The sequence below is a fragment of the Macrococcus lamae genome, from assembly GCF_004359545.1.
Lineage (GTDB): Bacteria > Bacillota > Bacilli > Staphylococcales > Staphylococcaceae > Macrococcus > Macrococcus lamae.
The window spans coordinates 37,850-63,060 of sequence record NZ_SCWB01000009.1; the positions used below are offsets into that span (position 1 = coordinate 37,850).

The following is a 25,211-nucleotide window of genomic DNA, read 5'->3' on the forward strand; positions in this document are numbered from 1 at the left end:
ATTAAAGGATTGAATTCATTCACAAAGAGGCTGAAATTAGCTATAATGAAACTGTGAAAGCCGTTACAGTTTGGCATTTCTATATTAAAATAATGTAAAGTGGGGTTAAGATATGTCCGAATTAACTAAAGGTTTAGAGGGAATTGTTGCCACTAAAACTAAAGTAAGCTCAATCGTTGATGATCAGTTAACTTATGCAGGTTATGAAATCGACGATTTAACTGAAAATGCATCTTTTGAAGAAGTCATCTTCTTACTATGGCATTTCAGACTGCCAAATGCAGAGGAGCTTCAGAATTTAAAGGGTCAGCTGTTTGATAATATGATTCTGAATCCAAGAATGTACAGTCATTTTGAAGACTATGCGACTGATCAGATTCATCCGATGACTGGTCTACGTACATCTTTAAGCTATTTAGCGCACTTCGATCCACGTGCTGAAGAATTCAATGAAGATGCGCATCTCAACAAAGCAATCCGTATCCAGGCGAAAGTAGCATCGCTAGTTGCAGCTTTTGCACGAGTACGTCAAGGCAAAGAGGTTGTTAAACCGAAGAAAGACTTAAGCTATGCTGCTAACTTCCTGTACATGCTGTTCGGTGAAGAGCCGACTAAAGTTCAGGAGGAAGGTTTCAATAAAGCGTTGATTCTTCATGCTGACCATGAACTGAACGCTTCAACATTTACAGCACGTGTTGCCGTTTCAACTCTATCTGATATGTACTCAGGCGTAACAGCAGCAGCTGGTGCTTTGAAAGGTCCTCTTCATGGGGGCGCTAATGAGCAGGTTATGAAAATGCTCTCTGAAATCGGTTCTATCGATAATGTTGAGGATTATGTTCAGAAGAAGATTGACAACAAAGAGAAAATTATGGGATTTGGTCACCGCGTCTATAAAAACGGCGACCCGCGTGCGAAGTACTTAAAAGAAATGTCGCGCAAAATCACTGATGAAACTGGCCAGAAGGAACTTTATGAAATTTCTGTTAAGATTGCCGACCTGTTGAAAGAGAAGAAAGGCTTGCTGCCAAACGTTGATTTCTATTCTGCAACGGTCTACCATTCAATGAATATTGAACATGATTTGTTCACACCAATCTTCGCTGTGTCGCGTACATCAGGCTGGATTGCGCATATTCTTGAACAGTACGCTGATAACCGTATTATCCGTCCACGTGCGGAATATGTCGGTGATGTTCACCGCAAGTACGTTCCAGTTTCTGAACGTTAATCACACTGCTTTAAATATAGAAACAACTTATCAAAAAAAAAAGACTTTACGGAGGTTTATCATGGGAGAGAAGATTACTAATTCTAACGGAGCACTTAACGTGCCGAACAATCCAGTTGTACCATTCATCATCGGTGACGGTACAGGTCCGGATATTTGGAAAGCAGCGGTACGTGTTCTTGACGGTGCAGTAGATAAAGCATATAACGGCGAAAAGAAAATTGAATGGAAAGAAGTACTTGCGGGTCAGAAAGCATTCGACGAAACAGGAGAATGGCTGCCACAGGAAACTTTAGATACAATCGATGAATATTTGATCGCTATTAAAGGACCTTTGACGACGCCTATCGGTGGTGGAATTCGTTCATTGAACGTTGCATTGCGTCAGGAGTTAGATTTATTTGTATGTCTTCGTCCGGTACGTTACTTTGAAGGCGTTCCTTCACCAGTGAAACGTCCGGAAGATACAGACATGGTTATTTTCCGCGAGAACACTGAAGATATTTATGCAGGTATTGAGTATAAAGAAGGAACAGATGACGTGAAGAAAGTCATCGAATTCCTGCAGAATGAAATGGGCGCTAAAAATATCCGTTTCCCTGAAACGTCCGGTATCGGTATTAAGCCCGTGTCTAAAGAAGGAACAGAACGTTTAGTCCGTGCGGCTATCAACTATGCACTGGAGCAGGGTCGTAAATCTCTGACACTTGTTCATAAAGGGAACATCATGAAGTTCACTGAAGGTGCCTTCAAACAATGGGGCTATGATTTAGCTGAACGTGAATTCGGCGACAAAGTATTCACTTGGGCACAATATGATAAGTTAGTTGACTCAGACGGCAAGGAAGCTGCTGATAAAGCTCAGGAAGAAGCAGTCAACAGCGGCAAGTTGCTAGTAAAAGATTCTATCGCGGATATCTTCCTGCAACAGATTTTAACGCGTCCTGCTGAGTTTGATGTAGTCGCTACAATGAACTTAAACGGCGATTATATTTCTGACGCGTTAGCAGCACAGGTCGGTGGAATCGGTATCGCACCAGGCGCTAACATCAATTATGAAACAGGACATGCTATCTTTGAAGCGACTCACGGTACTGCTCCGAAGTATGCAGGACTTGATAAAGTTAACCCATCTTCAGTTATTCTAAGCGGTGTACTAATGCTCGACCATCTAGGATGGAAAGAAGCTGGCGAACTGATCACAAAATCAATGGAAAAAACTATTGCTTCTAAAGTTGTTACTTACGACTTTGCACGTCTGATGGACGGCGCTACAGAAGTCAAATGTTCTGAGTTCGCTGACGAACTGATCAAAAACTTATAATAATCGAAAAGAATCGTGGATGAATATAACATCTATGATTCTTTTTTTGATTTTTCAATGTAAATTTAGTGTAAATAAATGTTACCATCGTTTGAATTTTATTGATAAATGATAGTCATATGATTTCTAATTAATATATAATAGGAGAGACAGATACTTTGGAGGGATATAATGAGTCAGAAAGTTCTAGTAGTTGATGATGAACAATCTATCGTCACTTTATTACAATACAATTTACAGCAGGCTGGCTACGATGTTGTGACTGCTTATGATGGTGAAGAAGGGTTGAATAAAGTATTCACAGAACGTCCTGATATCGTTGTGCTTGATCTGATGCTGCCAAAGATGGATGGTGTGGAAGTATGCAAAGCAGTCCGCAGTGAGAAGAACCAAGTACCTATTTTAATGTTGACAGCTAAAGATGATGAATTTGATAAAGTGCTTGGTCTTGAACTAGGTGCAGATGATTATATGACTAAGCCATTTTCTCCCCGGGAAGTCGTGGCGAGAATCAAGGCTATTTTACGACGTTCACAAGTCAGTGAACAGAGCAGTGATATTAAGCAGAGCAGTGAAATCCTGATCGGAAAGCTTAAGATTCTTCCGGAACACTTTGAGGCTTATAGAAATGACCAGCTGCTTGAATTGACACCGAAAGAATTTGAACTGCTAATTTATTTAATTGAAAGACAGGGACGTGTCATTACACGTGAACATATGCTGAATTCAGTCTGGAACTATGAATTTGCAGGAGATTCAAGGATCGTCGATGTACATATCAGCCATTTGAGAGAAAAAATTGAAGATAATCCTAAGCAGCCGCAATATATTAAAACAGTCCGCGGACTGGGCTATAAGCTTGAAATTCCGAAAGCACTATGATTAGTTTCCAGAAACGATTGCTTTTATCACTTACAACACTATTTGTTGTAAGTTTTCTTTTACTCGGTTTCTTTCTCTCAGTAACTTTAAGTGATAGAATTTATGAGAGCAAAAAAAATGATCTACTTAAACAGGCTTCTCATATTATTCATATGATTAAAGAAGACGGAGATACAGTTCACTATTTGAGCAGTGAAGACACGGCTGTCGATCAGATTATGATTAAAGAAGACGGTAAAGTCATATACAAAAGCAGCTCATTAAACAAGAAACAGCTCGAAGCGAGTCTCAGGAAATGGAAAGATAACTCCGAAACGACTGAATTCTTCCGCGATTATAATAATGATAATCAAGCGCTGCTGATACAAAATAAAGATGATTTTGCTGTGTATCTTATTGATGATATGACTGAAATAGACGATATCATCACTCAGATGTGGGAATATTTAATCATCATTCTTCTCATTGTACTGCCAGTCGTATATATTATAGTGCGTTACATCAATAAGAGTTATATCGCTCCGATCAGTGAAGTAACTTATGCATCAAAACTACTTGCTGAAGGCAATTATAAAGTCAGAGTACCAGAGAGCAGCGTGACCGAAACGAAAGATTTGTATATCAGTATAAATATTCTTGCCAGGACTCTACAATCATTGAATAATGAACAGAAGCTGCAGCGCAATAGGCTGGAGACAACCCTTCAGAATATTCCTTCTGCGATCCTTCTAGTTAATAATCACGGTGATGTTGTGATCAGCAATGATACCTACAACCGGTTGTTCAATAACGACGGTCCCTCGTTAAAAGGGTACTATGAGGAAGCTATCGCCTATTCCGCCATCAACCGCATGATTAAAGAAGCCATTGCAACTGAGAAGACAATCAATGAAACGCTTGATATAAAAATTAATGTCCATCAGAAATATTTTGATGCTGCAGTTGTTCCAGTCTTGTCTAAAACACGCAAAAAGCTTGAAGGAGTGGTCATCGTACTGCATGACATCACTCAGCTGAAGACACTGGAGCAGATGCGTAAAGATTTTGTCGCTAATGTATCACATGAACTGAAAACACCGATCACGTCAATTAAAGGTTTTTCTGAAACGCTGCTTGATGGTGCTAAGAATGATGCCGAGTCACTTGATATGTTCCTGAACATCATTTTGAAGGAAGCAAACCGAATTCAAGTGCTTGTCAGTGAACTGCTGGAACTGTCAAAAATAGAACGTAATAATCACCTTCAGCTCACACCTGTCGATATGAGTGATAAAGTAAAAAATTGTGTAGAAGTAGTTCAGCCGCTTGCTTTGAAAAAAAATCTTGAAATAAAGATGAATCTGGATGATGAAGTGTTTGTCCAGGCTGAACCGAGCAAACTGAAACAGGTGATTATCAACCTTTTATCCAACGCCATCAATTACTCTTCTGACAATGATGAAATCATAGTCAATGTTAGACAGCAAGACGGATTGTCCATTCTTGAAATCAAGGATAACGGCATCGGTATCGCACGTGAAGAGCAGATCAGAATATTTGAGCGTTTTTACCGGGTAGATAAAGCAAGGAGTCGGGATAGCGGTGGAACAGGGTTAGGACTTGCTATCGTCAAGCATATCGTTGAAGTATTCAATGGCGAGATAGAAGTCGACAGCAGACTCGGAGAAGGTTCGACTTTTCGCGTCACATTTAAAGCGCTATAACTTAATGAATTCTTTACACTAAGTTAATATTTTTCGTACAACCAACTGATATAATAATGATAGACCCCTTCATTTTGAAGAGATAACGGGACGCAGCTGCGTCCCGTTGTTTTTTGGTCTATTTTTTTTGCTTATATTTAAGGTATGTTAGAATAAAGTTATCTAAATAAATGGAGGCACTTATGACCGAAAAACTAATACTGATTGATGGGAACAGCTTGGCATTCCGTGCGTTCTATGCCTTACCACTACTAAAAAACACTGCCGGTATTCATACTAATGCAGTCTATGGATTTACACTATTGCTTGAAAAAATTATTAAAGACGAACAGCCGACTCATTTCCTGGTGGCTTTTGATGCAGGTAAGACGACGTTTCGTCACGCCACTTATAAAGACTATAAAGGCGGAAGACAGAAGACACCGCAGGAACTGAGTGAGCAGTTTCCTTATATCCGTAAGCTGGTAGAGGCATATCATATTAAACATTATGAGCTGCCTAACTACGAAGCGGATGATATCATCGGTACATTGTCAAAAGAAGCGACGGCGAATAAAATGGAAACAATCATCATCACAGGAGACCGTGACTTAACCCAGCTGGTCAATGACCATGTATCTGTGTATTACACAAAAAAAGGGGTCACGGATATTGATCATTACACACCTGCATTCATCCATGAGAAATATGGCTTTGGTCCTGAGAAAATCATAGACTTAAAAGGACTGATGGGTGATACATCTGATAATATTCCAGGTGTGCCGGGCGTAGGTGAAAAGACGGCGATTAAACTGCTCCTCGAATATGGCACGGTAGAGGAAGTTATTGCGCATCTTGATGACATTAAAGGGAAGAAGTTGAACGAGAATCTGACCTTGCACCAGGCAGATGCTTTGATGAGTAAAGAATTGGCGACGATCAATACAGCTGCACCCATTGAAGTCTCGCTTGCAGATACATTGATAACAGAAGATTCGACAGATAATAAGATTGAATTGTTTAAATCACTAGAATTCAAACAGATGCTTGGAAGTCTTGATACGGCTCCGCAGGCAGAAGAAGTGGCAGCAATAGAACTTGCGTCACTCGAAGAAATAAACTTAGACAACCGGACGAGCATCCTCATTGATTGCTTTAAAGAGAATTATTTGAAGAACGAAATACTACCTTTAGCTATCAGTGATGGCAATAAGACCGCAGTCATCACAGCCGATGCCATAGCAAGAAATGACACGCTTGCTGCTTATCTGTCAGATGATTCAAAACCGAAAGTAGTCTACGACGCTAAAAAGACGACAGTGCTGTTAAATCGTCTTGGTGTGGAGATCAAAGGGATTGAATTTGACATTACGCTTGCAAGCTATTTGCTCGATCCGTCAAATACGATTATTGATGTCGCAGAAATTGCCCGTCTGGAAGGAAAGTCACTTACATCAAATGACCAGATCTTTGGTAAAGGTGCGAAGATGGCAATACCGTCAGATGATGTACTGAACGATTATTTCGCAAAACAGGCAGTCACGGTGCTTGAACTGTCAGCTATTTTAAAAGACAAACTCGAAAAGAATGAACAGCTTGCACTTCATGATGAACTGGAACTGCCACTTGCTTTAGTGCTTGCGAAGATGGAGATGCGTGGAATCACTGTCAATAAAGATGAACTTGCAGCAATGCAGCATGAACTGCAAGGTAGACTTGATACTTTGATCAGTTCCATCCATTCCCATGCCGGTCAGGAATTTAACATTAATTCACCGAAACAGCTCGGTGTCGTGCTGTTTGAAGATCTTAAGCTGCCGATTATCAAAAAGACAAAGACGGGTTATTCAACTGCTGTTGATGTGCTTGAGGTTTTGCAGGGGAAACATCCGATTATCGATGACATTCTGATTTATCGTCAGCTGTCAAAATTACAGTCGACTTATGTAGAAGGACTGCAGAAGATGATTGGTTCGGACGGCAGAATTCATACACGGTTCAATCAAGTGCTGGCACAGACCGGCCGCCTATCTTCAGTTGATCCGAACCTGCAGAATATACCGATCCGTCTTGATGAAGGGCGTAAAATCAGAAAAGCATTTACAGCAGCTAAACCAGGCTGGGTTATCTTTGCCGCTGATTATTCTCAGATTGAACTGCGAGTATTAGCACATATAACAGGTGATGCCAGTATGTCTGAAGCGTTTATTAATGGAACTGACATTCATACGAAGACTGCGATGGAAGTGTTCGATGTGGAAAAAGACGAAGTGACACCTAATATGCGACGTCAAGCTAAAGCTGTCAATTTCGGCATAGTCTATGGCATTAGTGATTATGGTCTTAGTCAGTCATTAGGCATTAGTCGTAAGGCCGCTCAAAAATTCATCGATGACTATTTGGCGAGCTTTCCGAACGTCAAGCAGTACATGGATGATATCATTCAGCAGGCGAAGCAGGATGAATTTGTGTCGACGCTGATGAAACGCCGCCGATATATTCCGGACATTACGTCACGCAACTTCAATTTACGGGGATTTGCTGAGCGGACAGCGATGAATACGCCGATTCAAGGAAGTGCTGCTGATATTATCAAGCTCGCGATGGTGAATTATGATAAGGCAGTCAAGGCGACTGAATTCAGCGCGGAATTACTGCTTCAAGTCCACGATGAACTGATTTTTGAAGTGCCGGAAGAAGAAGTAGAGGCGTTCAGTCTATTTGTTAAAGATATTATGGAACATGCCTTGCCGCTTAATGTGCCATTGCTAGTTGAATCAGATTTCGGACAGTCATGGTACGATGCTAAATAGGAGGAAGCTATGCCTGAATTACCAGAAGTAGAACATGTCAAACGTGGACTCAGTCCTAAAATTATCGGTGAGCTGATTACCGGAGTCACTTTCTCAGAAAAAGTGACTATCGGTAAATCCGCAGGTAAGCAGACTATCATTAAAGGAACAGACCTTGAAACGTTTCAAAGAAATATTACTGGCAGTACGATTAAAGCACTGGACCGGCGCAGCAAATATTTGATTTTCACACTTGAAAATGAGCTGCAGGAACATTTCATCATCAGTCATCTCGGGATGTCCGGCGCATATTTTGTTGTTGATCAATTAGAAGACATTGGAGTACCGAACTATATCAACCACTGGCATGTCACCATCCATCTGCAGTCAGGCAGACTGCTGGTGTATAGTGACATCCGCCGGTTTGGTGAGCTGCGCTACATTGAACGACTGGAAGATGCAGCGCAGATTATGGCGATTGCACCGGAACCGTTTGACGATGGTGCATCTGACTATTATTTAACACAGCTAAAATCTTCGAGGTGGCAGGAGAAGACGATCAAGGAAGCGATCATGAACCATTCGGTCGTCAGCGGCTGCGGCAATATTTATGCCTGTGAAGCACTTCATTTGGCTAAAATTAATCCGAACCGCAAAGTAAAACGGGTGACAAAATCGAAACGTATCGAGCTGTTTCAAGCGATTGTTCATGTGTTGAACGAAGGAATTAAATATGGTGGTTCTTCCATATCGAGTTATCGAAATGTCGAAGGTAAAGAAGGATATATGCAGACTAGATTTAAGATTTATGGTCGTAAGACATGCGGAACATGCGGCGGACCAGTCACTGCAAAAGTGATTGCAACACGCAATACGCACTACTGCACACATTGTCAGAAGTAGGTGAAGAAATGAAAGTAATCGGACTGACCGGAGGAATCGCGAGTGGCAAGTCAACTGTATCAGCCTTATTAAAGGAATATGGTTTTGCCGTTGTCGATGCAGACGTTGCCAGCAGAACAGCTGTCGCTAAAGGGACAGACGGATTGAAAGAAGTCGAAAAGGTATTCGGTGAAGAAGCTGTAATTAATGGTGAGATGAACCGGCCATATGTCGGACAGCTTATTTTTAATGATATTGAAAAACGTGAGGCTTTAAACCGTATTATCCATCCGCGTGTCAGAGACATTATGGAATATGAGAAGCAGCAGGCACTTAAATCAGGCAGACATGTCATCATGGATATTCCACTGCTGTTTGAAAATCACTTAGAATATACAGTCGATGAAGTATGGGTAGTCTATGTAGATGAAGAATCGCAGCTGGAACGATTGATGAAACGCAATAATCTATCGTATGATGCAGCAGCAGCAAGAATTCATTCGCAGTTGTCTATCGAAGAGAAAAAAAAGCGGGCGCATATCATCATTGATAACAGCGGCAATTTGTCCGAGCTTGAACAGCAGGTAAAAAAAGTAGTAGAGCAGTTTTTTGAAAGAAATCAAAAAAAATAGTCGAAACCGCTTCCATCACTTGTTCATTGTGTTATACTATTGAAAGCAAATAGTATAACACAATAAGGGGAAGATGACATGACGACAAGAGTGGCTATTAATGGTTTAGGTAGAATCGGAAGAATGGTATTTCGTGCTGCGGCATTAAATAACGAACTGGAGATTGTAGCTATCAATGCAAGCTATCCACCTGAGACACTTGCCCATCTCATAAAATACGATACAACTCATGGTAAATATGAACTTGAAGTAGAGCCGATAGAGAATGGCTTGAAGGTAAACGGCAAGGAAATTAAACTGGTTTCTGAGCGTAATCCGGGATTATTACCATGGAAAGAACTGAACATCGATATCGTAATAGAAGCAACAGGTAAATTCAATGACGCGGAAAAAGCTTCGGCGCATTTAACAGCTGGTGCAAAAAAAGTATTACTGACTGCTCCTGGTAAAGGAAACGTCCAGACAATCGTGCGCGGCGTTAACTGCAAAGGTCTTGACGTAGAGACGTTTGACGTCATTTCAAATGCATCATGTACGACGAACTGCCTGGCGCCAGTGGCTAAAGTATTAAACGAAAAGTTTGGAATCGATAATGGATTGATGACGACAGTTCATGCATATACAAACGATCAGAAAAACCTTGATAACCCGCATAAAGATCTTCGTCGTGCACGTGCGTGCGCACAAAGCATCATCCCGACGTCAACAGGTGCCGCGAAAGCATTATCACTTGTGCTGCCTGAATTAGAAGGTAAACTACACGGTATGGCGCTGCGTGTACCGACGACTAATGTCTCATTGGTTGACCTGGTAGTGGATTTGAAACAGGATGTGACGGTAGAAGAAGTGAATAATGCATTCAAGGAAGCAGCTGAAGGTCCATTGAAAGGCATACTCGATATCACATTCGAACCATTAGTCAGCGTCGACTTCAATACAAACTCTATGTCATCAATCGTTGACGGTTTGTCTACCATTGTGATGGGTAACCGCAAAGTGAAAGTGCTGGCATGGTACGATAATGAATGGGGCTACTCAACACGCGTAGTGGAACTCGCTTCATTGATGGGTCAGGCACTGAACACTAAATCTGATGATTTAGTAGAAGCATAATTAAAACAACCTCTGAAATCGAATGTTTGATTTCAGAGGTTGTTTTAATCTTAGACTAATGACGTAATTGTATAGGGACTTCTGTTAATGTGTCGACAACCGCTTTAGCCATGATGTCATAGCCGAGGACGTGAGGGTGAAGGCCGTCATCAGAGAGTTCCGGATTTAAATAATCAGTCTTGTCAGTCAATGTCATAGCTTTGTAATAATCGATGTAAGGAATACCAGTGTAAGCGGCGAAGGTTTTCAGTTCTTCGTTAATGCGCTTGATGGTATCTGCTCTCAAAGTGAATGATTTCAGATGTGGACGGTTTGTTGATGTGACAGACGTAACAGCAATTGGAATGTGATGACTTAATGCATCATTGACCATATCCTTGATATCTTGAGTAATCTGCAGAAACAGCTGATCACTTGTTTCCTGACTCAGTTTCTGATCTAAATCTTTTGTATTGTTGACACCTATAGACAGGATGATAAAGTCTGGTTTCAATTGCAGAGCATCGGCATAGAAGCGGCGTTTTAAGTACATCGTCCGGTCATTGGAAATCCCTCTATTGATAATGCGTTTATTATTCTTCATCGTGAAGTAGCTATCTAAATCCCAGTAGGCAGTGATGGAATCACCGATAAACAGCACACCGATCGGATCATCATGATAGAGCAGCACTTCGTTTCTTCTATTGAATTTGTCCCGTTCCTTGTTGACGGGATTGCCTTCTTCAAATTTCTCCAGTTCTAAATAGTCAGGTCTCATGTGTCATCCTCCTAATGTGATAAAGTATACCCGATTTAATGTTTTTTCTAACGGTTTTTAACTCCTTATGAATCATGTATAATAAGATGATAACAATGAATGAGGTGAATGTCTTGAGATGTCCGAAATGCAGTTATAGTCAGTCCAAAGTTGTGGATTCCAGACATGCCGATGACTTAGCAGCCATTAGACGCAGACGTGAGTGCGAGCAGTGCGGCGCCCGGTTTACCACCTTTGAACGGATAGAACTTGCACCGTTGATCGTTGTAAAAAAGGACGGCACAAGACAGGCATTTAATCGTGACAAAGTTCTAGGTGGTCTTGTCAGAGCAAGTGAAAAACGTCCGGTTGCGTTTGATGAGTTAGAAAAAATAACGAATGAAATTGAATTTCAATTACGTGAAAGCGGCAAGAATGAAGTATCTTCTGTAGATATCGGCGAGCTTGTCATGGATGAGCTGATGCAGCTTGATCAAGTATCTTACGTACGCTTTGCATCAGTGTATAAGGAGTTTAAAGATGTAGACCAGCTGCTGAGCACCATGCAGGGTATTTTAAATGATAAAGATAAGAAGTAGGTGTTGGTGTGCATTATTTTTCCGGGTTAAGACCCGCTGATTCATTTATCGTCCATACGAATTATGTGCAGTCGTCGTTATCTGAAGACGTGCTGAAACGATTGTACATACCGCTTATCGGACTTGAAAGTATAGCGGTCTATCAGTACTTAAGTCAGTTTATTAACGGGCATCAAGTATCGGAGCCGGAGACCCATTATTTGATTTTGAATGAACTGAAAATGAATTTAAGTCATTTTGAGCAGCTGCGTGAACGGCTGGAAGCCATTGGTCTGATAAAGACATTTTTAAAAACAGGAGAAGATCAGTGTTTTGTCTATAAACTGATCAGTCCTGTCATGCCAGCTCAGTTCTTCAATGATCCGATGCTGTCGGTTTTCTTGTTCCAGGTGGTCGGTAAAGAGCGGTTTCAGCAACTGAAGAAACACTTCTGCACGGATACGATAGATCTGTCAGACTACCGCGATGTCTCAAAAAATTATATGGACGTGTTCGGTACGCCGAAAGAACCAAATCACAGCATTTTCAATGATAATGAGAAAATCATCAAGACAAATGACTCGCTCGGTATTCCAGTTCATCAGCAGACGTTCGACTTTGATCTGCTCGAGATGCTCCTCAATCAGAACTTGATTACACGTGAACAGCTGCCTAAGGAAACATGTGAACTCATCACTCAGCTATCTGTGCTGTATGACATTGCGCCGACGGACATGCGCCGAATCATCCTGCAGTCGTTAAGTGCAGATCAGACTATTTCGCATGAAGACCTGCGCAAAAATGCACGTGACTTCTATCAGCTTGAGCATCAAGGTAATTTACCTATTTTGACAGAAGCGCGTAAGTCTGAAGAAACAGAAGATCAGACGCAGCTGTCATGGTTTGAGATGATGGATACGACAAGTCCTATCGTTATGCTTGCATCTATCAGTAAGTCAGAACCGACACAGAAACAAAAACGCATGATAGAAACCATCATAGAACGTGAAAAACTGTCGTTTGGTGTCATCAATGTTCTGCTGCAGTACGTGATGTTCACGAGTGATATGAAGCTCCCGCAAAGTTATATCGAAGAAATTGCATCGAACTGGAAAAAGCTGAAGTTTGAATCCAGCAGGCAGGCATATGATCATGTGAAAAAACTTCAGAAACAGCAGGCTGAAAGAAAAACAGAGCAGAAAGTACACAAAACCCGTCTGCGGCCGTCCTATGAAAAAACACCTGAATGGGTCGCGCAGATGAAAGAAGGAAGTGTGCCTGTTGCAGCACATGAAGACGACTCACTTGAAGCTGAAAAACGTCAGCTTGAGCAGGAGCTGAAGAATTTCTGGAAGGAGGATAACTGATGAAGCCATTCAGTGCATTTTTAAAAGAAAATCCCGGCTTACAGGCACGTATTGATCAAGTTAAACAAGAGACGTTGAATGATGATGAAATCAGAGCATTCCTGATGGAACATCCTGATGTGACGGATGAGATGATCGATAAAGACCTGTCCATACTACAGGAGTATAAAGATCAGTCTAAAATGTGTGGCCGTTGTCAGAGCTACGGCACGTGCATCAACTTCGTCAAAGGACATACGCCAATGCTATATGTTGAAGATAAGCGGATTAAGATTGCTTACTCTCCTTGTCCAAACAAAAAAGTGTATGACGAAGAACTCAAGATGAAGGAATACGTCACAGCAATGCATGTCCCGTATGAAATACTGAACGCAAAAATTGATGCAGTGGATCTGGAAACGTCGGAACGACTGAATATTGTCAGACAGGCGATACAGATCTGTAATGATATCGCTGCAGGAAAACCGACGAAAGGGATGTATATTCACGGCAGCTTCGGTACCGGTAAGTCATTTATTTTAGGTGCTATTGCCAATCAGCTGAAAGAAAAGCATGTCTATACGACTATATTCTATGTGCCGGAATTCATCCGTGAGCTGAAGTCAGGATTCAATGACAATACGTTTGAACAGAAGCTTGACCGGGTGAAAAAAAGTCCGGTGCTGATGCTTGACGATATCGGTGCTGAAGATTTGACGCCGTGGGTACGAGATGAAGTGCTCGGACCGCTGCTGCATCATAGAATGATGAATCAGCTGCCGACGTTTTTCTCCTCGAACTTTAACCTGGAAGAACTCGAACATCACTTCGCCAATACAAGAAACGGCGTTGAAAAGACGAAAGCGCTCCGCATGATGGAACGCCTTTACGCTTTAGCGAATGTTTATCAGTTATCCGGAAAAAATTATCGGCGCTCTTGAAATATAGGAATGGCAGTGTATAATAGAACTATAATTCAACAATAAGAGGACAAGATGATTCTGATGTCTTACTAAGCGAGCCGGAGACTGGTGTAAGTCCGGATAAGTGCAGCATCGTTACTCCCTTTTTCTATTGGCAATTAAACGTTGCCCGGCTCAAGACCGTTATCTTATGCAGAGTTGCCTTATGGCGATTAGGGTGGTACCGCGGAATGACTCCGTCCCTTTTGGGATGGGGTCTTTTTGCGTTCTTATATATTAAAATTTAAAGGAGTGTTCATGATGAGTGAGATTAATATTAAATTTCCGGATGGTAACGAAAAAGTATTTGAAAGCGGCGTGACAACTGAAGACATCGCAGGATCAATCAGTCCTGGATTGAAGAAAAAGGCGTTAGCCGGCAAGTTCAACGGGCAGCTGGTGGATCTGTCGACTCAACTTGAGACAGACGGTAGCATAGAAATCATCACACCGGAATCGAAAGAAGGGATTGAAGTCCTTCGTCATTCAACAGCTCATCTGATGGCACAAGCCTTGAAACGTCTCTATGGAAATGTGCATTTCGGTGTAGGACCTGTCATTGAAGGAGGGTTCTACTATGATTTTGATGCAGAGCACAAAGTATCTAGTGAAGATCTAGCAGATATTGAAAAAACAATGCGTCAGATTGTCGGAGAGAATATTGCGATTGAACGCCGTGTCGTATCGCGCGCAGAAGCGAAGGAAGTCTTCCAGGATGATCCGTACAAACAGGAACTGATTGATGCGATTCCAGCAGACGAAAACGTAACGCTTTATTCACAAGGTGAATTCACTGATCTGTGCCGCGGTGTCCATGTGCCGTCAACAGCAAAGATCAAGGAATTCAAATTGTTATCAACAGCCGGTGCTTATTGGCGCGGCGACGCGAACAACAAAATGCTGCAGCGGATATATGGGACTGCGTTCTTCGACAAGAAAGCACTGAAAGAACATCTGCAGATACTTGAGGAACGTAAAGAACGCGACCACCGGAAAATCGGTAAAGAACTGGAGTTGTTTGCTACTAATCCATTGATTGGTGCGGGACTGCCGCTCTGGTTGCCAAATGGTGCGACAATACGCCGCGAGCTGGAACGTTATATCGTCGACAAAGAAGTCGCACTTGGCTATGACCATGTGTATACACCTGTGATGGGTTCTGTTGATCTGTATAAGACATCAGGACACTGGGATCACTATCAGGATGATATGTTCCCGGTCATGGAAATGGAGAACGAGTCGCTTGTTCTTCGGCCGATGAACTGTCCTCACCATATGATGGTCTACAAAAATTCGATGCACAGCTACCGTGAACTGCCGATCCGTATCGCTGAGCTCGGCATGCAGCATCGTTACGAGGCGAGCGGCGCAGTATCTGGTCTGCAGCGTGTCCGCGGAATGACATTGAACGATGCGCATATCTTCGTCCGTCCGGATCAGATTAAAGATGAGTTCAAGCGCGTTGTACAGCTCGTTATTGATGTGTACGAAGACTTCAAGTTTAAAGATTATACATTCCGTCTGTCTTACCGTGATCCAGAAGACACAGAGAAATATTTCCAGGATGATGCCATGTGGGAACGAGCTCAAGGGATGCTGAAAGAAGCGGTCGACGAGCTGGGCCTTGATTACGAGGAAGCACCGGGCGAAGCAGCATTCTACGGTCCGAAGCTTGACGTGCAGGTGAAGACAGCGCTAGGCAAAGAAGAGACATTATCGACTGTACAGCTCGACTTCCTGCTGCCTGAACGCTTTGATCTGACTTATGTCGGCAGTGACGGTGCCAATCATCGTCCCGTTGTCATTCACCGTGGTGTCATCTCAACGATGGAACGATTTGTTGCCTTTCTGACAGAAGAATATAAAGGGGCTTATCCAACATGGCTTGCACCGAACCAGCTGGAAATCATCCCTGTTTCCAATGATGTTCACTATGATTATGCAAGAGCACTATTCGATGAACTGAAGTCACACGGTGTGCGCTGCCATATTGATGACCGTGCAGAGAAGATGGGCTACAAAATTCGTGAAGCTCAGATGCACAAAGTTCCTTATCAGATTGTCGTCGGCGATAAAGAAGTAGAAAATAATGAAGTCAACGTCCGCCAGTACGGTAAGAAGGAATCTCTGACAATGGAGCGCGAGGAATTCATCTGGAAGCTGGTCGATGAAATCCATCTTAAAAAATAAGTTGTGAAATCACTGGGATTACGGTATAGTAAAACAAAATATAATATTCCTCAAAAAGAGGTAGAGGTTGCAATGAAGAAGAGTAGCACTGCTGATACGGTATCACGTAAATGAAGCAGTGTGAAAGGCGCCATTGCCGAAGTTTCTCCTGATGATAACAAGGAGCGGCTGGGCTGATATAGAAGATATATCAGACTGTCACAATCCGTGATGCGCTACTTAACACAACAGGTGTGCATCTATGTGATGTGCACCTCTTTTTGTGTGACGAGAGGTGACATATGAGCAATACAGAAGTACAACGTAAATTAAAGCCCCGTCATATTTCGATGATAGCGATCGGCGGCTGTATCGGTACCGGACTGTTTATGACATCAGGCGGTGCTATTCGCGAAGCGGGACCCGGCGGTGCGCTACTTGCATTTGCCATTATCGGACTGATGGTCTTCTTCCTGATGACGAGTCTTGGCGAGATGGCGACATACTTACCGATATCAGGGTCATTCTCAACTTATGCGACACGATTTGTCGATCCGTCTCTCGGCTTTGCGCTCGGCTGGAACTACTGGTTCAACTGGGTCATTACAGTAGCAGCTGACGTCAGTATCGCGAGTTCGGTTATCAAGTACTGGAGCGTCTTTGATTTTCTTCCGGCATGGGCATGGAGTTTTGTGTTCCTGGCGATTATTTTCGGTCTGAATACACTGAGTGTCAAAGTCTATGGTGAAAGTGAGTACTGGTTCGCCTTGATCAAAGTTGTGACCGTGATTTTGTTCATAGGTATCGGTCTGTTGACAATCTTCGGTATTCTAGGCGGCGAGTTTATCGGATTTTCTAATTTCACAGCAGGAGACGCACCGTTCCTCGGTCAAAACCTGACACAGTCATTCCTGACTATTCTCGGAGTCTTCTTAGTTGCAGGATTCAGTTTTCAGGGGACAGAGCTGGTGGGCATTACGGCTGGTGAATCGGAAGAACCGGAAAAAACGATTCCGAAAGCAATCAACCAAGTGTTCTGGCGCATTCTTATTTTCTATATACTCGCGATATTAGTCATCGGGCTGATTATTCCATATACAAATCCAAACTTGATGGGCGGGGATGACATTGCGAAGTCGCCGTTTACACTTGTATTCGAAAATGCAGGGCTTGCATTTGCGGCGTCATTTATGAATGCGGTCATTCTGACATCGATTTTGTCAGCGGGTAACTCAGGCATGTATGCTTCTACTCGTATGCTCTATGCGATGGGTAAAGATGGTCTTGCATCAAAGAAATTCTCTGAAGTGAACCGTCAAGGGGTACCGATTCCAAGTCTGCTTGCGACATTTATCGTAGTGATCATTATCTTCTTAGTGGAACGCCTGGCAAACGGTGCTTACGAATATATCGTTGCAGCGAGTGGGATGACGGGTTTCATCGCATGGCTCGGTATAGCGATTAGTCATTACCGTTTCAGACGCGCGTTCTATGCACAGAAAAAAGATTTATCAGTTCTAAAATACCGGGCGAAGTTATTCCCGTTCGGACCGATATTCGCATTTCTGTTATGTACCATCGTTATTCTCGGGCAGGATGTAGACCTTGTAACCGGCGGTAAGTTTGAATGGGATTCCGTGCTGATTACTTACATGGGAATACCTGTGTTCTTGTTCTTCTATTTCTACCATAAGCTGAAGTATAAAACGAAGAAGATCCCGCTCAATCAGGTCGACCTGTCACAGGCACATGATATGAGTGAATATGAAAAAATTAACGTTTGACAATGTTGAATCATCCTGTTATACTTTAGTCTGTTGAATACGAAACGGACAAGTAGAAGCATCCCGCTTCTCACCTTGAAGACGCCGAGAGCTGTTACAAGGTAAAATAACATGATCAAACATGTCTATTTTTGCGGGTGCCTTGTGCGCCTGCTTTTTTTGTTCGTCTAGTAAATCCAATAGGAGGTGTCAATCATAGCTAAAGATCAAACGCAAATCAATGACAAAATCCGTGCAAGAGAACTTCGATTAATCGGACATGACGGTGCTCAGCTAGGTGTTAAGACTAAAGTCGAAGCCATCGAAATCGCAGAACGTGTGAATTTGGATGTCGTACTTGTCGCGCCTAATGCAAAACCACCTGTTGCAAAGATCATGGACTACGGTAAGTTCAAGTTCGAACAGCAGAAGAAGGAAAAAGAAGCACGTAAAAATCAGAAGATTGTTGTTGTCAAAGAAATCAGATTAAGCCCGACAATCGAAGAGAATGACTTTAACACGAAGTTGAAAAACGGTCGTAAATTCCTTGAAAAGAACGATAAAGTTAAAGTATCTATCCGCTTCAGAGGTCGTGCAATCACGCATAAGGAATTTGGTCAACGAGTGCTTGAGAAATTTGCTGATGAGTGTAAAGATATCGCCACAGTTGAACAAAGACCGAAGATGGATGGTCGCTCAATGTTCTTGATGCTCACACCAATCGTCGACAAAAAACAAAACTAGGAGGACAATATAATGCCTAAAATGAAAACTCACCGCGGAGCAGCGAAACGTGTTAAAAGAACTGGTTCAGGTAAATTAAAACGCTCTAGAGCTTACACGTCTCACCTTTTCGCTAACAAATCAACTAAACAGAAACGTGGACTGCGTAAAGCGTCATTAGTATCTAAAGGCGATCAAAAACGCGTTGCACAAATGCTGACATACGTAAAATAATAATAGGATTAATACTAAGGAGGAATTATCATGCCACGAGTTAAAGGTGGAACAGTGACGCGTGCCCGTCGCAAAAGAACCATTAAATTAGCAAAAGGTTATTTCGGTTCAAAACATACATTATACAGAGTAGCAAAACAGCAGGTAATGAAATCAGGTCAATATGCATACCGTGACCGTCGTCAGAAAAAACGTGACTTCCGTAAATTATGGATCGCACGTATCAATGCGGCAGCACGTATGAACGACATCAGCTACAGCCGTTTGATGAATGGCCTTAAAGTTGCTGGAATTGATATCAACCGTAAAATGTTATCAGAGATCGCTATCTCTGACGAAAAAGCATTTGCAGAGCTTGCAACTCAAGCGAAAAACGCTTTAAATAAATAATTATTTCCCTGGTGCTCAAAGTACCGGGTTTTTTTATGAAATTTATATATAAATAAATATGTAATTTGTTTTAAAATGGAAACGCTGGGTACACTATAATGACAAAGTCATTGTGAAAGGAGGAAATCCTATGAATCATTTAAAAGCAATATTAACAAAATTTGTTGTTATCACACTTGTCTTACTCATTGTGCTGACACTGATTTTTGATGTACCATTTATGGATACATTGTGGATCAGCATCGTTACGACTCTACTTGCTTATTTACTTGGTGATCTTGGTATATTCAATATGGCGGGTCGTCCTGGCGAGTTCACTAAACGTAATGGACTGGCAGCAGTAGCAGACTTATTATTGTCATTTCTGACTATCTGGTTGATGGCAAGAGCATTGACTGGTAATAATGATGATATGTTCTGGCCAGCAGCATTATCTGCACTGGCAATCACAGGTGGAGAATGGTTGTTCTTTCATAAGTTTGTAGACCGTGCTGTGTTCAACAGAACGGGTAAAGACGAAGTGAGTCATACACGTCCGTAAAAATTTGAGGCACTTTATGTGCCTCTTTTTCTATGCAGTTTAAAGGAATGGTTCTATAATGATGACAGAGGATAAGGGGGATGAAGATGGATCAATTAGAATTATTCAAACGATTGACAGATTGTAACGCCGTCTCAGGTTATGAGCAACCGATGACGGCACTGATGAGAGAATATCTAGAACCCATCTCAGATAAGATTATTACTGACAAGACAGGCAGTATTTTCGGCAGGAAGGGATCGGGACGTCATACACTGATGCTGGCAGGTCATCTTGATGAGATTGGATTTATGGTGACATCAATCACTGATGACGGGTTTATTAAATTCACTAACCTCGGTTACTGGTGGGTGAATGTCATGCTCAGTCAGAAGGTGACAATCAGTGGACGTAACGGGGATGTACGCGGTGTCATCGGCGGTAAACCGCCGCATGTACTGACATTAAAGGAAATGGAACTTGCAGCAGATAAGGCAGCCCTGTTCATCGATATCGGTGTTGACTCCAAAGAAGAAGTACTGGCAGCAGGTATACGGCCGGGAGATCCGATTACGCCGTACAGTGAATTTGAAGTGATGACGAATCCGGACTATCTGCTGGCGAAAGCATGGGATAACCGCTTCGGCTGTGCACTGGCAATAGAAACGCTGCGCGATAATCCGAATCCTCAAATCTCCGTCGTGTCTGGTGCGGTCACGCAGGAAGAGACGATGTCACGTGGAGCAAAGACAGCGACGTATACTGTCAAGCCGTCGCTTGCGATTGCACTGGACGTCGGTATCTGTTCGAAGACACCAGGCATGACTGGCAATGCGAAGATGGGAGAAGGGCCGATTGTCGTGCTCGTTGATACATGGCACATCAGTCACCCGTCGTTCCGCAAGTTTGTGGCGGACGTTGCTGAGAAGAAAGGCATCACTGTCCAGTATGATTATATGACAGGTGGCTTTACAGATGCAGGTCATATGGCGCAGAGTTTAGAAGGCGCACCAGCCATCACCATCAGCGTACCGACACGCTACATTCATTCAAACGTCTCTATGATGAACCGACGGGACTATGACGGTGCATTAAAGCTCGTCAACGCCGTAATCAGAGAACTGAATGATGACATCGTTGACAGTATTATTGAACAGACGTATTAAGATATTTTACATCATATAATAAAGGAATGGTTTAAGTGACGACTCGTGCAGTTGTATTAGGGGGCGGGGGAATTGCTGGCATCGCCTGGGAATCAGGCGTGATAGCAGGTCTTGCTGATAATGGAATCAAGCTGAATACGGCGGACAAGGTGATCGGAACGTCTGCCGGTTCAATAGTAGGTTCTGCGTTAACGAATGGACAGAGTATGAAAGATTATCTGGCTGCTATGGCAAGTCAGAGCGCTGAACAGGACCAGTCATTAGCTAGTATGGACTTCTTTGAATTATTCGGCCGTGCAGCGGCAGGTAGTTCAGCTGAAGAAATCGGGAAGAACTTCGGTCGTATCACGCAGTCAAGAGAACCTGCGATTGCTGACGATGCTCGCAACAATAGAATGAAGCAGCTGGTCGGTCAGTTTAACTGGACAGATGCACTCACGACCACCGCTCTTAATGTGGAGACAGGGAAGACGCATCAGTTCAATAAGGACAGTGGTGTGGAACTTTTGCAGGCGGTCGCAGCCAGTTCAGCGGTGCCGGGCATCTGGGGATCCGTTCATCTGAACGGTGAGGACTGGATTGACGGCGGCCTGACATCAGGGAACAATGCGCAGTTCGCTGAAGGCTATGACCAGGTGGTCGTTATCGCGATGATTGAACAAGGACAAGGCACACTACCTAATGTCTATGATGAAGTCAAAGAGCTGAGCAAAAACAGCAATGTTATTCTTATTACACCTGACGACACATCACGCCCGCTCGTTGCTGATTCATTCAACGCATCATTAGTGGAGAAGATTGGTGCAGCAGGCTATGCGCAAGGTGTAAAGCTTGCTCATGAAAACGCAGATTTAAGAAAATACTGGTACAACTAAAAGAATGCTCTGCAGCCGCAGGGCATTCTTTATCATTTATACCTTGAGACAAAGAGTTGAGTTATAATATAGTTAGCATTATTGATAAAAGGAGTGGTCAATATGGAACTCATCGAATCCGTACAGAATACAAAAATCAAGAATATTGCGAAGCTGCATACAAGAAAAGACCGCAGGAAAGCGCAGCAGTTTCTAGTTGAAGGATATCATCTTGTTGAAGAAGCTGTTAAGAGCGGCCTGCAAGTTGAAACTATCCTCAGCGTTAACCCGGATGATGTATCAGACGAAATGACTGCATGCAGCAAAGAACAGTTTCAGATTACCTTCAAGATTGCAGAAAAATTATCACAGACAGAATCACCGCAAGGCATCTATGCCGTCTGCCAGATGCCGGAACATCAGCTGTCAGACTTTAAGCAGCTCATCTATCTCGACCGCATTCAGGACCCGGGAAATGTCGGCACCATTATCCGGACAGCTGATGCTGCAGGTTATGACGGTGTTGTGATCTCCAAAGGAACGGTCGACATCTATAACGATAAAGTACTGCGTGCGAGCCAGGGCAGTGTCTTTCATATACCTGTCATTGAAGCGGATTTTAAGGAGATTAAAGACCATTTCAATGGTAAGATCTATGGCACGTCACTGAAAAACGGCAGAAACTTTAAAGACGTTGAAATTGCTGACGAATTCATCCTTGTGCTCGGCAACGAAGGACAGGGCGTTGATGAGCTGATTCTGGAAGAGACAGATGACAACCTATTTGTCCCGATCTACGGCCAGGCAGAGAGCTTGAACGTCGCCGTCTGTGCGGGAATACTGATGTATGCGCTGAAGTAATCTTAAAAACTCCTTAAATATACAAAAATTGTTAGTTGAAACTACCGTTGTCATTTATACTTAATGTATAACAACAAGGGTGGTTTTTACGATGAAATTTAAAGAGATATTAAATGACTACTTTAAGAATATGTTCAACTGCGACGCGCCTATTACAAAGCAGGACTACATAAGGAAAACTTGGATTGCGAGAATATTATGTTTACCTGTCATACTGTTACTCGTCAGTCAACTAAAAGATTTGCAGTATTCTGAAGCATATTACAAGATGTCTGAAGCGATGCAGCAAGAAATTGATCTCAGACATGACATAAAATTCAGCCTGACTTTTTTATAACCGTGTTGATCATCTATATTTTGTCTTATTCCCTTGAAATGCGATTATATAAGAAGCGGGGCGTCTCAGCAAAGCGCTTTCAATGGGCACATCTGACCTATTTCATCCTTGGATTCGGCTACATTATTATATGTTACATGAATCACATTAAAATATATCCTTTCATTTTTTTTATAAGCTTTTTAGTGGTGAGTCTGACGACACACGGCAATTATCATAGCGAGCGGGATGAAGTCAAAGTGATAGAGGGGAGTTAGAATATGAATCGATCAATTACATGGAAAAACGTATGGCGTGATTATACATGTAACCTCTTTAAACCGAAAGCATCGATCAGTGTAGAAATGTATCGGAAACATAAGTGGTTAATACTGCCTTTTATTTTCATCTTAATTGTAGTATGGATATATTTTACGTTTCAAAGTCCTATGAATAAGGACAGCTACTGGAACCTGCCAGCTGAAAAGCAGAAGATAATCGATTCAGCTGAATCATTTAAAACAGGAATAGCATTTGTTATTTTATACTCTGCACTGTTTCTTTGTACATTCACTAGTGAAATGAGAATGTTTCACCAGAGAAATAAAGATACGCTACCCTATATATTAGCTAACATCCTGTTTTTAGTATTAGGACTCTTATACTGCTTTGTAATGCATATGTTAAATCGTCATGTATCGATGCTGCCTTTAATAGTTGGGATGTGGATAATTATATTTATGATGAATACAGGATATGCAGAACGGCAAATTAAAGGCAATGTTAGACATGATAGACCGTTCTGATAGGAGTTATATCTAACTAATTGAATACATTCTTTAAATCAATAATTTACGCTTTTACTATGTCAGTAAAAGCGTTTTTATAATAAATTATTAATTGTCAAATTAAGCTAGACAGATGATCATCTTCGATGAAACTCATAAATACTTCCATTGGTGTATGATAGCCCAGAGATTTTCTCGGTCTGTTGTTGATTCCCTGAGTGACACTGATGATAAAATCATCTGTCACGAGGTTGAAATCCATCTGTTTAGGTAATCCGTTTCTTCTAAGCATTCCATTAGAATGTTCGTTCAGTCCTCGCTGTGAGGGACAGCCTGGATCCGCAAAAAAGATGGACAGATCATGTTGATTACTGATTGCCTTCCAGTTAGAGAATTCTTTGCCGCAGTCAAATGTGACTGATTTGAATAAGTGAGCAGGAACTGCTGACAGCATTGCGCTTAATGCTTCCTCGATATCAACTGCCTTTCGTCCTGCTGGTCTTATTGTGATAATGAACCGGGATACTCTCTCTACCAGGGTGATGACAGCACTGGCATGATGACAGCCTACGATAGTATCACCTTCAAGGTGACCGAATTCATTATGATAGTCAGGAAACTCAATGGTTCTCTCAGAGATATTCCGATGGAATGGCTGTTTTCCTCGCTTTTCATGATGTCCGTTAGGCTTTCTTCTGCCTTTCATGGGCAGACTGGAAAGTGGCAGAATATTCTCTTTGAACATCCGATAGAGCGTCTTCATGGAACAGCTGACCACTTGGTCGTTTCTTCCTTTGATAGTGTCCGGGGTCCAGCCATCATTGACTTTTTCTATCACGTAAGAACGCTCTTCCTCGGGCAGTTTGATTTTCTTTCTTCCGCAGTGTTGTTTTCTTATCCTGTAGCCTTCATAATAATCAATCGCTGACATCCCGTCTCTCAAGGCATTGATGACATTATAGATGGTCTGCCTGGAACGTTTAAGTCTGCTGCATATCTCCCGAACTGAAATCTTCTGATGGTAATATGATTCTATGAACGTAAGTTCATCCGTGGTAAGATGTGTATAGGCTATTCTGTGCAACTCCTTAAGTTTTCTTTGGTAGGAAATACATATAGAGTTTACCACAGGTGGCTCATTTAATTGTCTAGCTTAATTTTACAATCGGCGTTTATTAAAAAAATTGACTATAAAGATGCTACTGGAATGCGTAACGAGTAAGAAGTTTTAAGATGATTCAAGGTAGTGATGTACTTTTCTAATAAG

At 42.2% G+C, this 25,211-nt stretch carries 24 protein-coding genes, 1 riboswitch and 1 other annotated feature; of the genes, 22 read left to right on the forward strand and 2 right to left on the reverse strand.

What is annotated here, in order from left to right:
* Window positions 1-112: 112 nt before the first annotated feature.
* From ERX29_RS06115 to ERX29_RS06150, 8 genes are all read left to right on the forward strand, one after another.
* Complete coding sequence (locus ERX29_RS06115) at window positions 113-1,231, forward strand: citrate synthase (protein WP_133443820.1); 1,119 nt, start codon at window positions 113-115, stop codon at window positions 1,229-1,231.
* Between the two features lie 61 nt (window positions 1,232-1,292).
* Entirely contained in the window at window positions 1,293-2,555 is a 1,263-nt protein-coding gene (gene icd / locus ERX29_RS06120; protein ID WP_133443821.1) for an NADP-dependent isocitrate dehydrogenase, read from the forward strand.
* 171 nt (window positions 2,556-2,726) lie between these two features.
* Window positions 2,727-3,437 (forward strand): response regulator transcription factor, encoded by a 711-nt coding sequence (locus tag ERX29_RS06125; RefSeq protein WP_133443822.1) that lies wholly within the window; start codon window positions 2,727-2,729, stop codon window positions 3,435-3,437.
* Between the two features lie 152 nt (window positions 3,438-3,589).
* Entirely contained in the window at window positions 3,590-5,140 is a 1,551-nt protein-coding gene (pnpS, locus tag ERX29_RS06130) for a two-component system histidine kinase PnpS (RefSeq protein ID WP_243719995.1), read from the forward strand.
* Between the two features lie 182 nt (window positions 5,141-5,322).
* Window positions 5,323-7,932 carry a DNA polymerase I gene (gene polA, locus ERX29_RS06135; protein WP_133443824.1) on the forward strand — a complete coding sequence of 870 codons (2,610 nt, stop codon included), beginning with the start codon at window positions 5,323-5,325 and terminating at the stop codon, window positions 7,930-7,932.
* A 9-nt stretch (window positions 7,933-7,941) separates the two neighbouring features.
* Window positions 7,942-8,814, forward strand: a complete 873-nt coding sequence (mutM, locus tag ERX29_RS06140) for a bifunctional DNA-formamidopyrimidine glycosylase/DNA-(apurinic or apyrimidinic site) lyase (RefSeq protein ID WP_133443825.1) — start codon at window positions 7,942-7,944, stop codon at window positions 8,812-8,814.
* An 8-nt stretch (window positions 8,815-8,822) separates the two neighbouring features.
* On the forward strand, window positions 8,823-9,425 hold the full coding sequence (gene coaE, locus ERX29_RS06145) for a dephospho-CoA kinase (protein WP_133443826.1): 603 nt from the start codon (window positions 8,823-8,825) through the stop codon (window positions 9,423-9,425).
* Between the two features lie 78 nt (window positions 9,426-9,503).
* On the forward strand, window positions 9,504-10,538 hold the full coding sequence (locus tag ERX29_RS06150; RefSeq protein WP_133443827.1) for a glyceraldehyde-3-phosphate dehydrogenase: 1,035 nt from the start codon (window positions 9,504-9,506) through the stop codon (window positions 10,536-10,538).
* Between the two features lie 55 nt (window positions 10,539-10,593).
* On the opposite strand, the gene ERX29_RS06155 is transcribed toward ERX29_RS06150, so the two are convergent.
* Complete coding sequence (locus ERX29_RS06155; RefSeq protein ID WP_133443828.1) at window positions 10,594-11,295, reverse strand: GDSL-type esterase/lipase family protein; 702 nt, start codon at window positions 11,293-11,295, stop codon at window positions 10,594-10,596.
* 113 nt (window positions 11,296-11,408) lie between these two features.
* Here ERX29_RS06155 and nrdR point away from each other — a divergent pair, with 113 nt between their 5' ends.
* From nrdR to ERX29_RS06225, 14 genes are all read left to right on the forward strand, one after another.
* Window positions 11,409-11,873, forward strand: coding sequence for a transcriptional regulator NrdR (gene nrdR / locus ERX29_RS06160; protein WP_133443876.1), 465 nt, complete (start codon window positions 11,409-11,411; stop codon window positions 11,871-11,873).
* An 8-nt stretch (window positions 11,874-11,881) separates the two neighbouring features.
* Entirely contained in the window at window positions 11,882-13,219 is a 1,338-nt protein-coding gene (locus ERX29_RS06165; protein ID WP_133443829.1) for a replicative helicase loading/DNA remodeling protein DnaB, read from the forward strand.
* A complete protein-coding gene (gene dnaI, locus ERX29_RS06170) occupies window positions 13,219-14,139 on the forward strand; it encodes a primosomal protein DnaI (protein WP_133443830.1) in 921 nt (306 codons plus the stop codon). Before ERX29_RS06165 ends, dnaI begins: the two co-directional genes overlap by 1 nt.
* Window positions 14,140-14,421: 282 nt before the next feature.
* Complete coding sequence (gene thrS / locus ERX29_RS06175) at window positions 14,422-16,350, forward strand: threonine--tRNA ligase (RefSeq protein WP_133443831.1); 1,929 nt, start codon at window positions 14,422-14,424, stop codon at window positions 16,348-16,350.
* 53 nt (window positions 16,351-16,403) lie between these two features.
* Window positions 16,404-16,576, forward strand: a riboswitch (Lysine riboswitch).
* A gap of 55 nt (window positions 16,577-16,631) precedes the next feature.
* A complete protein-coding gene (locus tag ERX29_RS06180) occupies window positions 16,632-18,113 on the forward strand; it encodes an amino acid permease (protein WP_133443832.1) in 1,482 nt (493 codons plus the stop codon).
* Window positions 18,114-18,157: 44 nt separating this feature from the next.
* Window positions 18,158-18,281: a sequence feature (ribosomal protein L20 leader region), on the forward strand.
* Window positions 18,282-18,299: 18 nt separating this feature from the next.
* On the forward strand, window positions 18,300-18,836 hold the full coding sequence (gene infC / locus ERX29_RS06185) for a translation initiation factor IF-3 (RefSeq protein ID WP_133443833.1): 537 nt from the start codon (window positions 18,300-18,302) through the stop codon (window positions 18,834-18,836).
* Window positions 18,837-18,848: 12 nt separating this feature from the next.
* Window positions 18,849-19,049, forward strand: coding sequence for a 50S ribosomal protein L35 (gene rpmI, locus ERX29_RS06190; protein WP_133431145.1), 201 nt, complete (start codon window positions 18,849-18,851; stop codon window positions 19,047-19,049).
* A gap of 30 nt (window positions 19,050-19,079) precedes the next feature.
* Window positions 19,080-19,439, forward strand: coding sequence for a 50S ribosomal protein L20 (gene rplT, locus ERX29_RS06195; protein ID WP_133443834.1), 360 nt, complete (start codon window positions 19,080-19,082; stop codon window positions 19,437-19,439).
* Window positions 19,440-19,569: 130 nt separating this feature from the next.
* Window positions 19,570-19,980: a DUF2512 family protein gene (locus ERX29_RS06200; RefSeq protein WP_133443835.1), complete on the forward strand. Its 411-nt coding sequence runs from the start codon at window positions 19,570-19,572 to the stop codon at window positions 19,978-19,980.
* Between the two features lie 86 nt (window positions 19,981-20,066).
* Window positions 20,067-21,125, forward strand: a complete 1,059-nt coding sequence (locus ERX29_RS06205; RefSeq protein ID WP_133443836.1) for a M42 family metallopeptidase — start codon at window positions 20,067-20,069, stop codon at window positions 21,123-21,125.
* 35 nt (window positions 21,126-21,160) lie between these two features.
* Entirely contained in the window at window positions 21,161-22,000 is an 840-nt protein-coding gene (locus ERX29_RS06210; protein ID WP_133443837.1) for a patatin-like phospholipase family protein, read from the forward strand.
* 102 nt (window positions 22,001-22,102) lie between these two features.
* Window positions 22,103-22,840, forward strand: coding sequence for a TrmH family RNA methyltransferase (locus ERX29_RS06215; RefSeq protein WP_133443838.1), 738 nt, complete (start codon window positions 22,103-22,105; stop codon window positions 22,838-22,840).
* A gap of 91 nt (window positions 22,841-22,931) precedes the next feature.
* Window positions 22,932-23,177 carry a hypothetical protein gene (locus tag ERX29_RS06220; RefSeq protein ID WP_133443839.1) on the forward strand — a complete coding sequence of 82 codons (246 nt, stop codon included), beginning with the start codon at window positions 22,932-22,934 and terminating at the stop codon, window positions 23,175-23,177.
* Window positions 23,178-23,437: 260 nt separating this feature from the next.
* Window positions 23,438-23,962, forward strand: coding sequence for a hypothetical protein (locus ERX29_RS06225; protein WP_133443840.1), 525 nt, complete (start codon window positions 23,438-23,440; stop codon window positions 23,960-23,962).
* Between the two features lie 97 nt (window positions 23,963-24,059).
* On the opposite strand, the gene ERX29_RS06230 is transcribed toward ERX29_RS06225, so the two are convergent.
* Complete coding sequence (locus ERX29_RS06230; RefSeq protein ID WP_133443877.1) at window positions 24,060-25,019, reverse strand: IS30 family transposase; 960 nt, start codon at window positions 25,017-25,019, stop codon at window positions 24,060-24,062.
* Between the last annotated feature and the right edge of the window lie 192 nt (window positions 25,020-25,211).

What these genes read in the sequence shown, in the direction of transcription:
- ERX29_RS06115 (WP_133443820.1), top strand. Translation starts at nt 113, where the DNA reads ATGTCCGAATTAACTAAAGGTTTAGAGGGAATTGTTGCCACTAAAACT.
- icd (WP_133443821.1), top strand. Translation starts at nt 1,293, where the DNA reads ATGGGAGAGAAGATTACTAATTCTAACGGAGCACTTAACGTGCCGAAC.
- ERX29_RS06125 (WP_133443822.1), top strand. Translation starts at nt 2,727, where the DNA reads ATGAGTCAGAAAGTTCTAGTAGTTGATGATGAACAATCTATCGTCACT.
- pnpS (WP_243719995.1), top strand. Translation starts at nt 3,590, where the DNA reads ATGATTAAAGAAGACGGAGATACAGTTCACTATTTGAGCAGTGAAGAC.
- polA (WP_133443824.1), top strand. Translation starts at nt 5,323, where the DNA reads ATGACCGAAAAACTAATACTGATTGATGGGAACAGCTTGGCATTCCGT.
- mutM (WP_133443825.1), top strand. Translation starts at nt 7,942, where the DNA reads ATGCCTGAATTACCAGAAGTAGAACATGTCAAACGTGGACTCAGTCCT.
- coaE (WP_133443826.1), top strand. Translation starts at nt 8,823, where the DNA reads ATGAAAGTAATCGGACTGACCGGAGGAATCGCGAGTGGCAAGTCAACT.
- ERX29_RS06150 (WP_133443827.1), top strand. Translation starts at nt 9,504, where the DNA reads ATGACGACAAGAGTGGCTATTAATGGTTTAGGTAGAATCGGAAGAATG.
- ERX29_RS06155 (WP_133443828.1), bottom strand. Translation starts at nt 11,295, where the DNA reads ATGAGACCTGACTATTTAGAACTGGAGAAATTTGAAGAAGGCAATCCC.
- dnaI (WP_133443830.1), top strand. Translation starts at nt 13,219, where the DNA reads ATGAAGCCATTCAGTGCATTTTTAAAAGAAAATCCCGGCTTACAGGCA.
- thrS (WP_133443831.1), top strand. Translation starts at nt 14,422, where the DNA reads ATGAGTGAGATTAATATTAAATTTCCGGATGGTAACGAAAAAGTATTT.
- ERX29_RS06180 (WP_133443832.1), top strand. Translation starts at nt 16,632, where the DNA reads ATGAGCAATACAGAAGTACAACGTAAATTAAAGCCCCGTCATATTTCG.
- rpmI (WP_133431145.1), top strand. Translation starts at nt 18,849, where the DNA reads ATGCCTAAAATGAAAACTCACCGCGGAGCAGCGAAACGTGTTAAAAGA.
- rplT (WP_133443834.1), top strand. Translation starts at nt 19,080, where the DNA reads ATGCCACGAGTTAAAGGTGGAACAGTGACGCGTGCCCGTCGCAAAAGA.
- ERX29_RS06200 (WP_133443835.1), top strand. Translation starts at nt 19,570, where the DNA reads ATGAATCATTTAAAAGCAATATTAACAAAATTTGTTGTTATCACACTT.
- ERX29_RS06205 (WP_133443836.1), top strand. Translation starts at nt 20,067, where the DNA reads ATGGATCAATTAGAATTATTCAAACGATTGACAGATTGTAACGCCGTC.
- ERX29_RS06215 (WP_133443838.1), top strand. Translation starts at nt 22,103, where the DNA reads ATGGAACTCATCGAATCCGTACAGAATACAAAAATCAAGAATATTGCG.
- ERX29_RS06220 (WP_133443839.1), top strand. Translation starts at nt 22,932, where the DNA reads ATGAAATTTAAAGAGATATTAAATGACTACTTTAAGAATATGTTCAAC.
- ERX29_RS06225 (WP_133443840.1), top strand. Translation starts at nt 23,438, where the DNA reads ATGAATCGATCAATTACATGGAAAAACGTATGGCGTGATTATACATGT.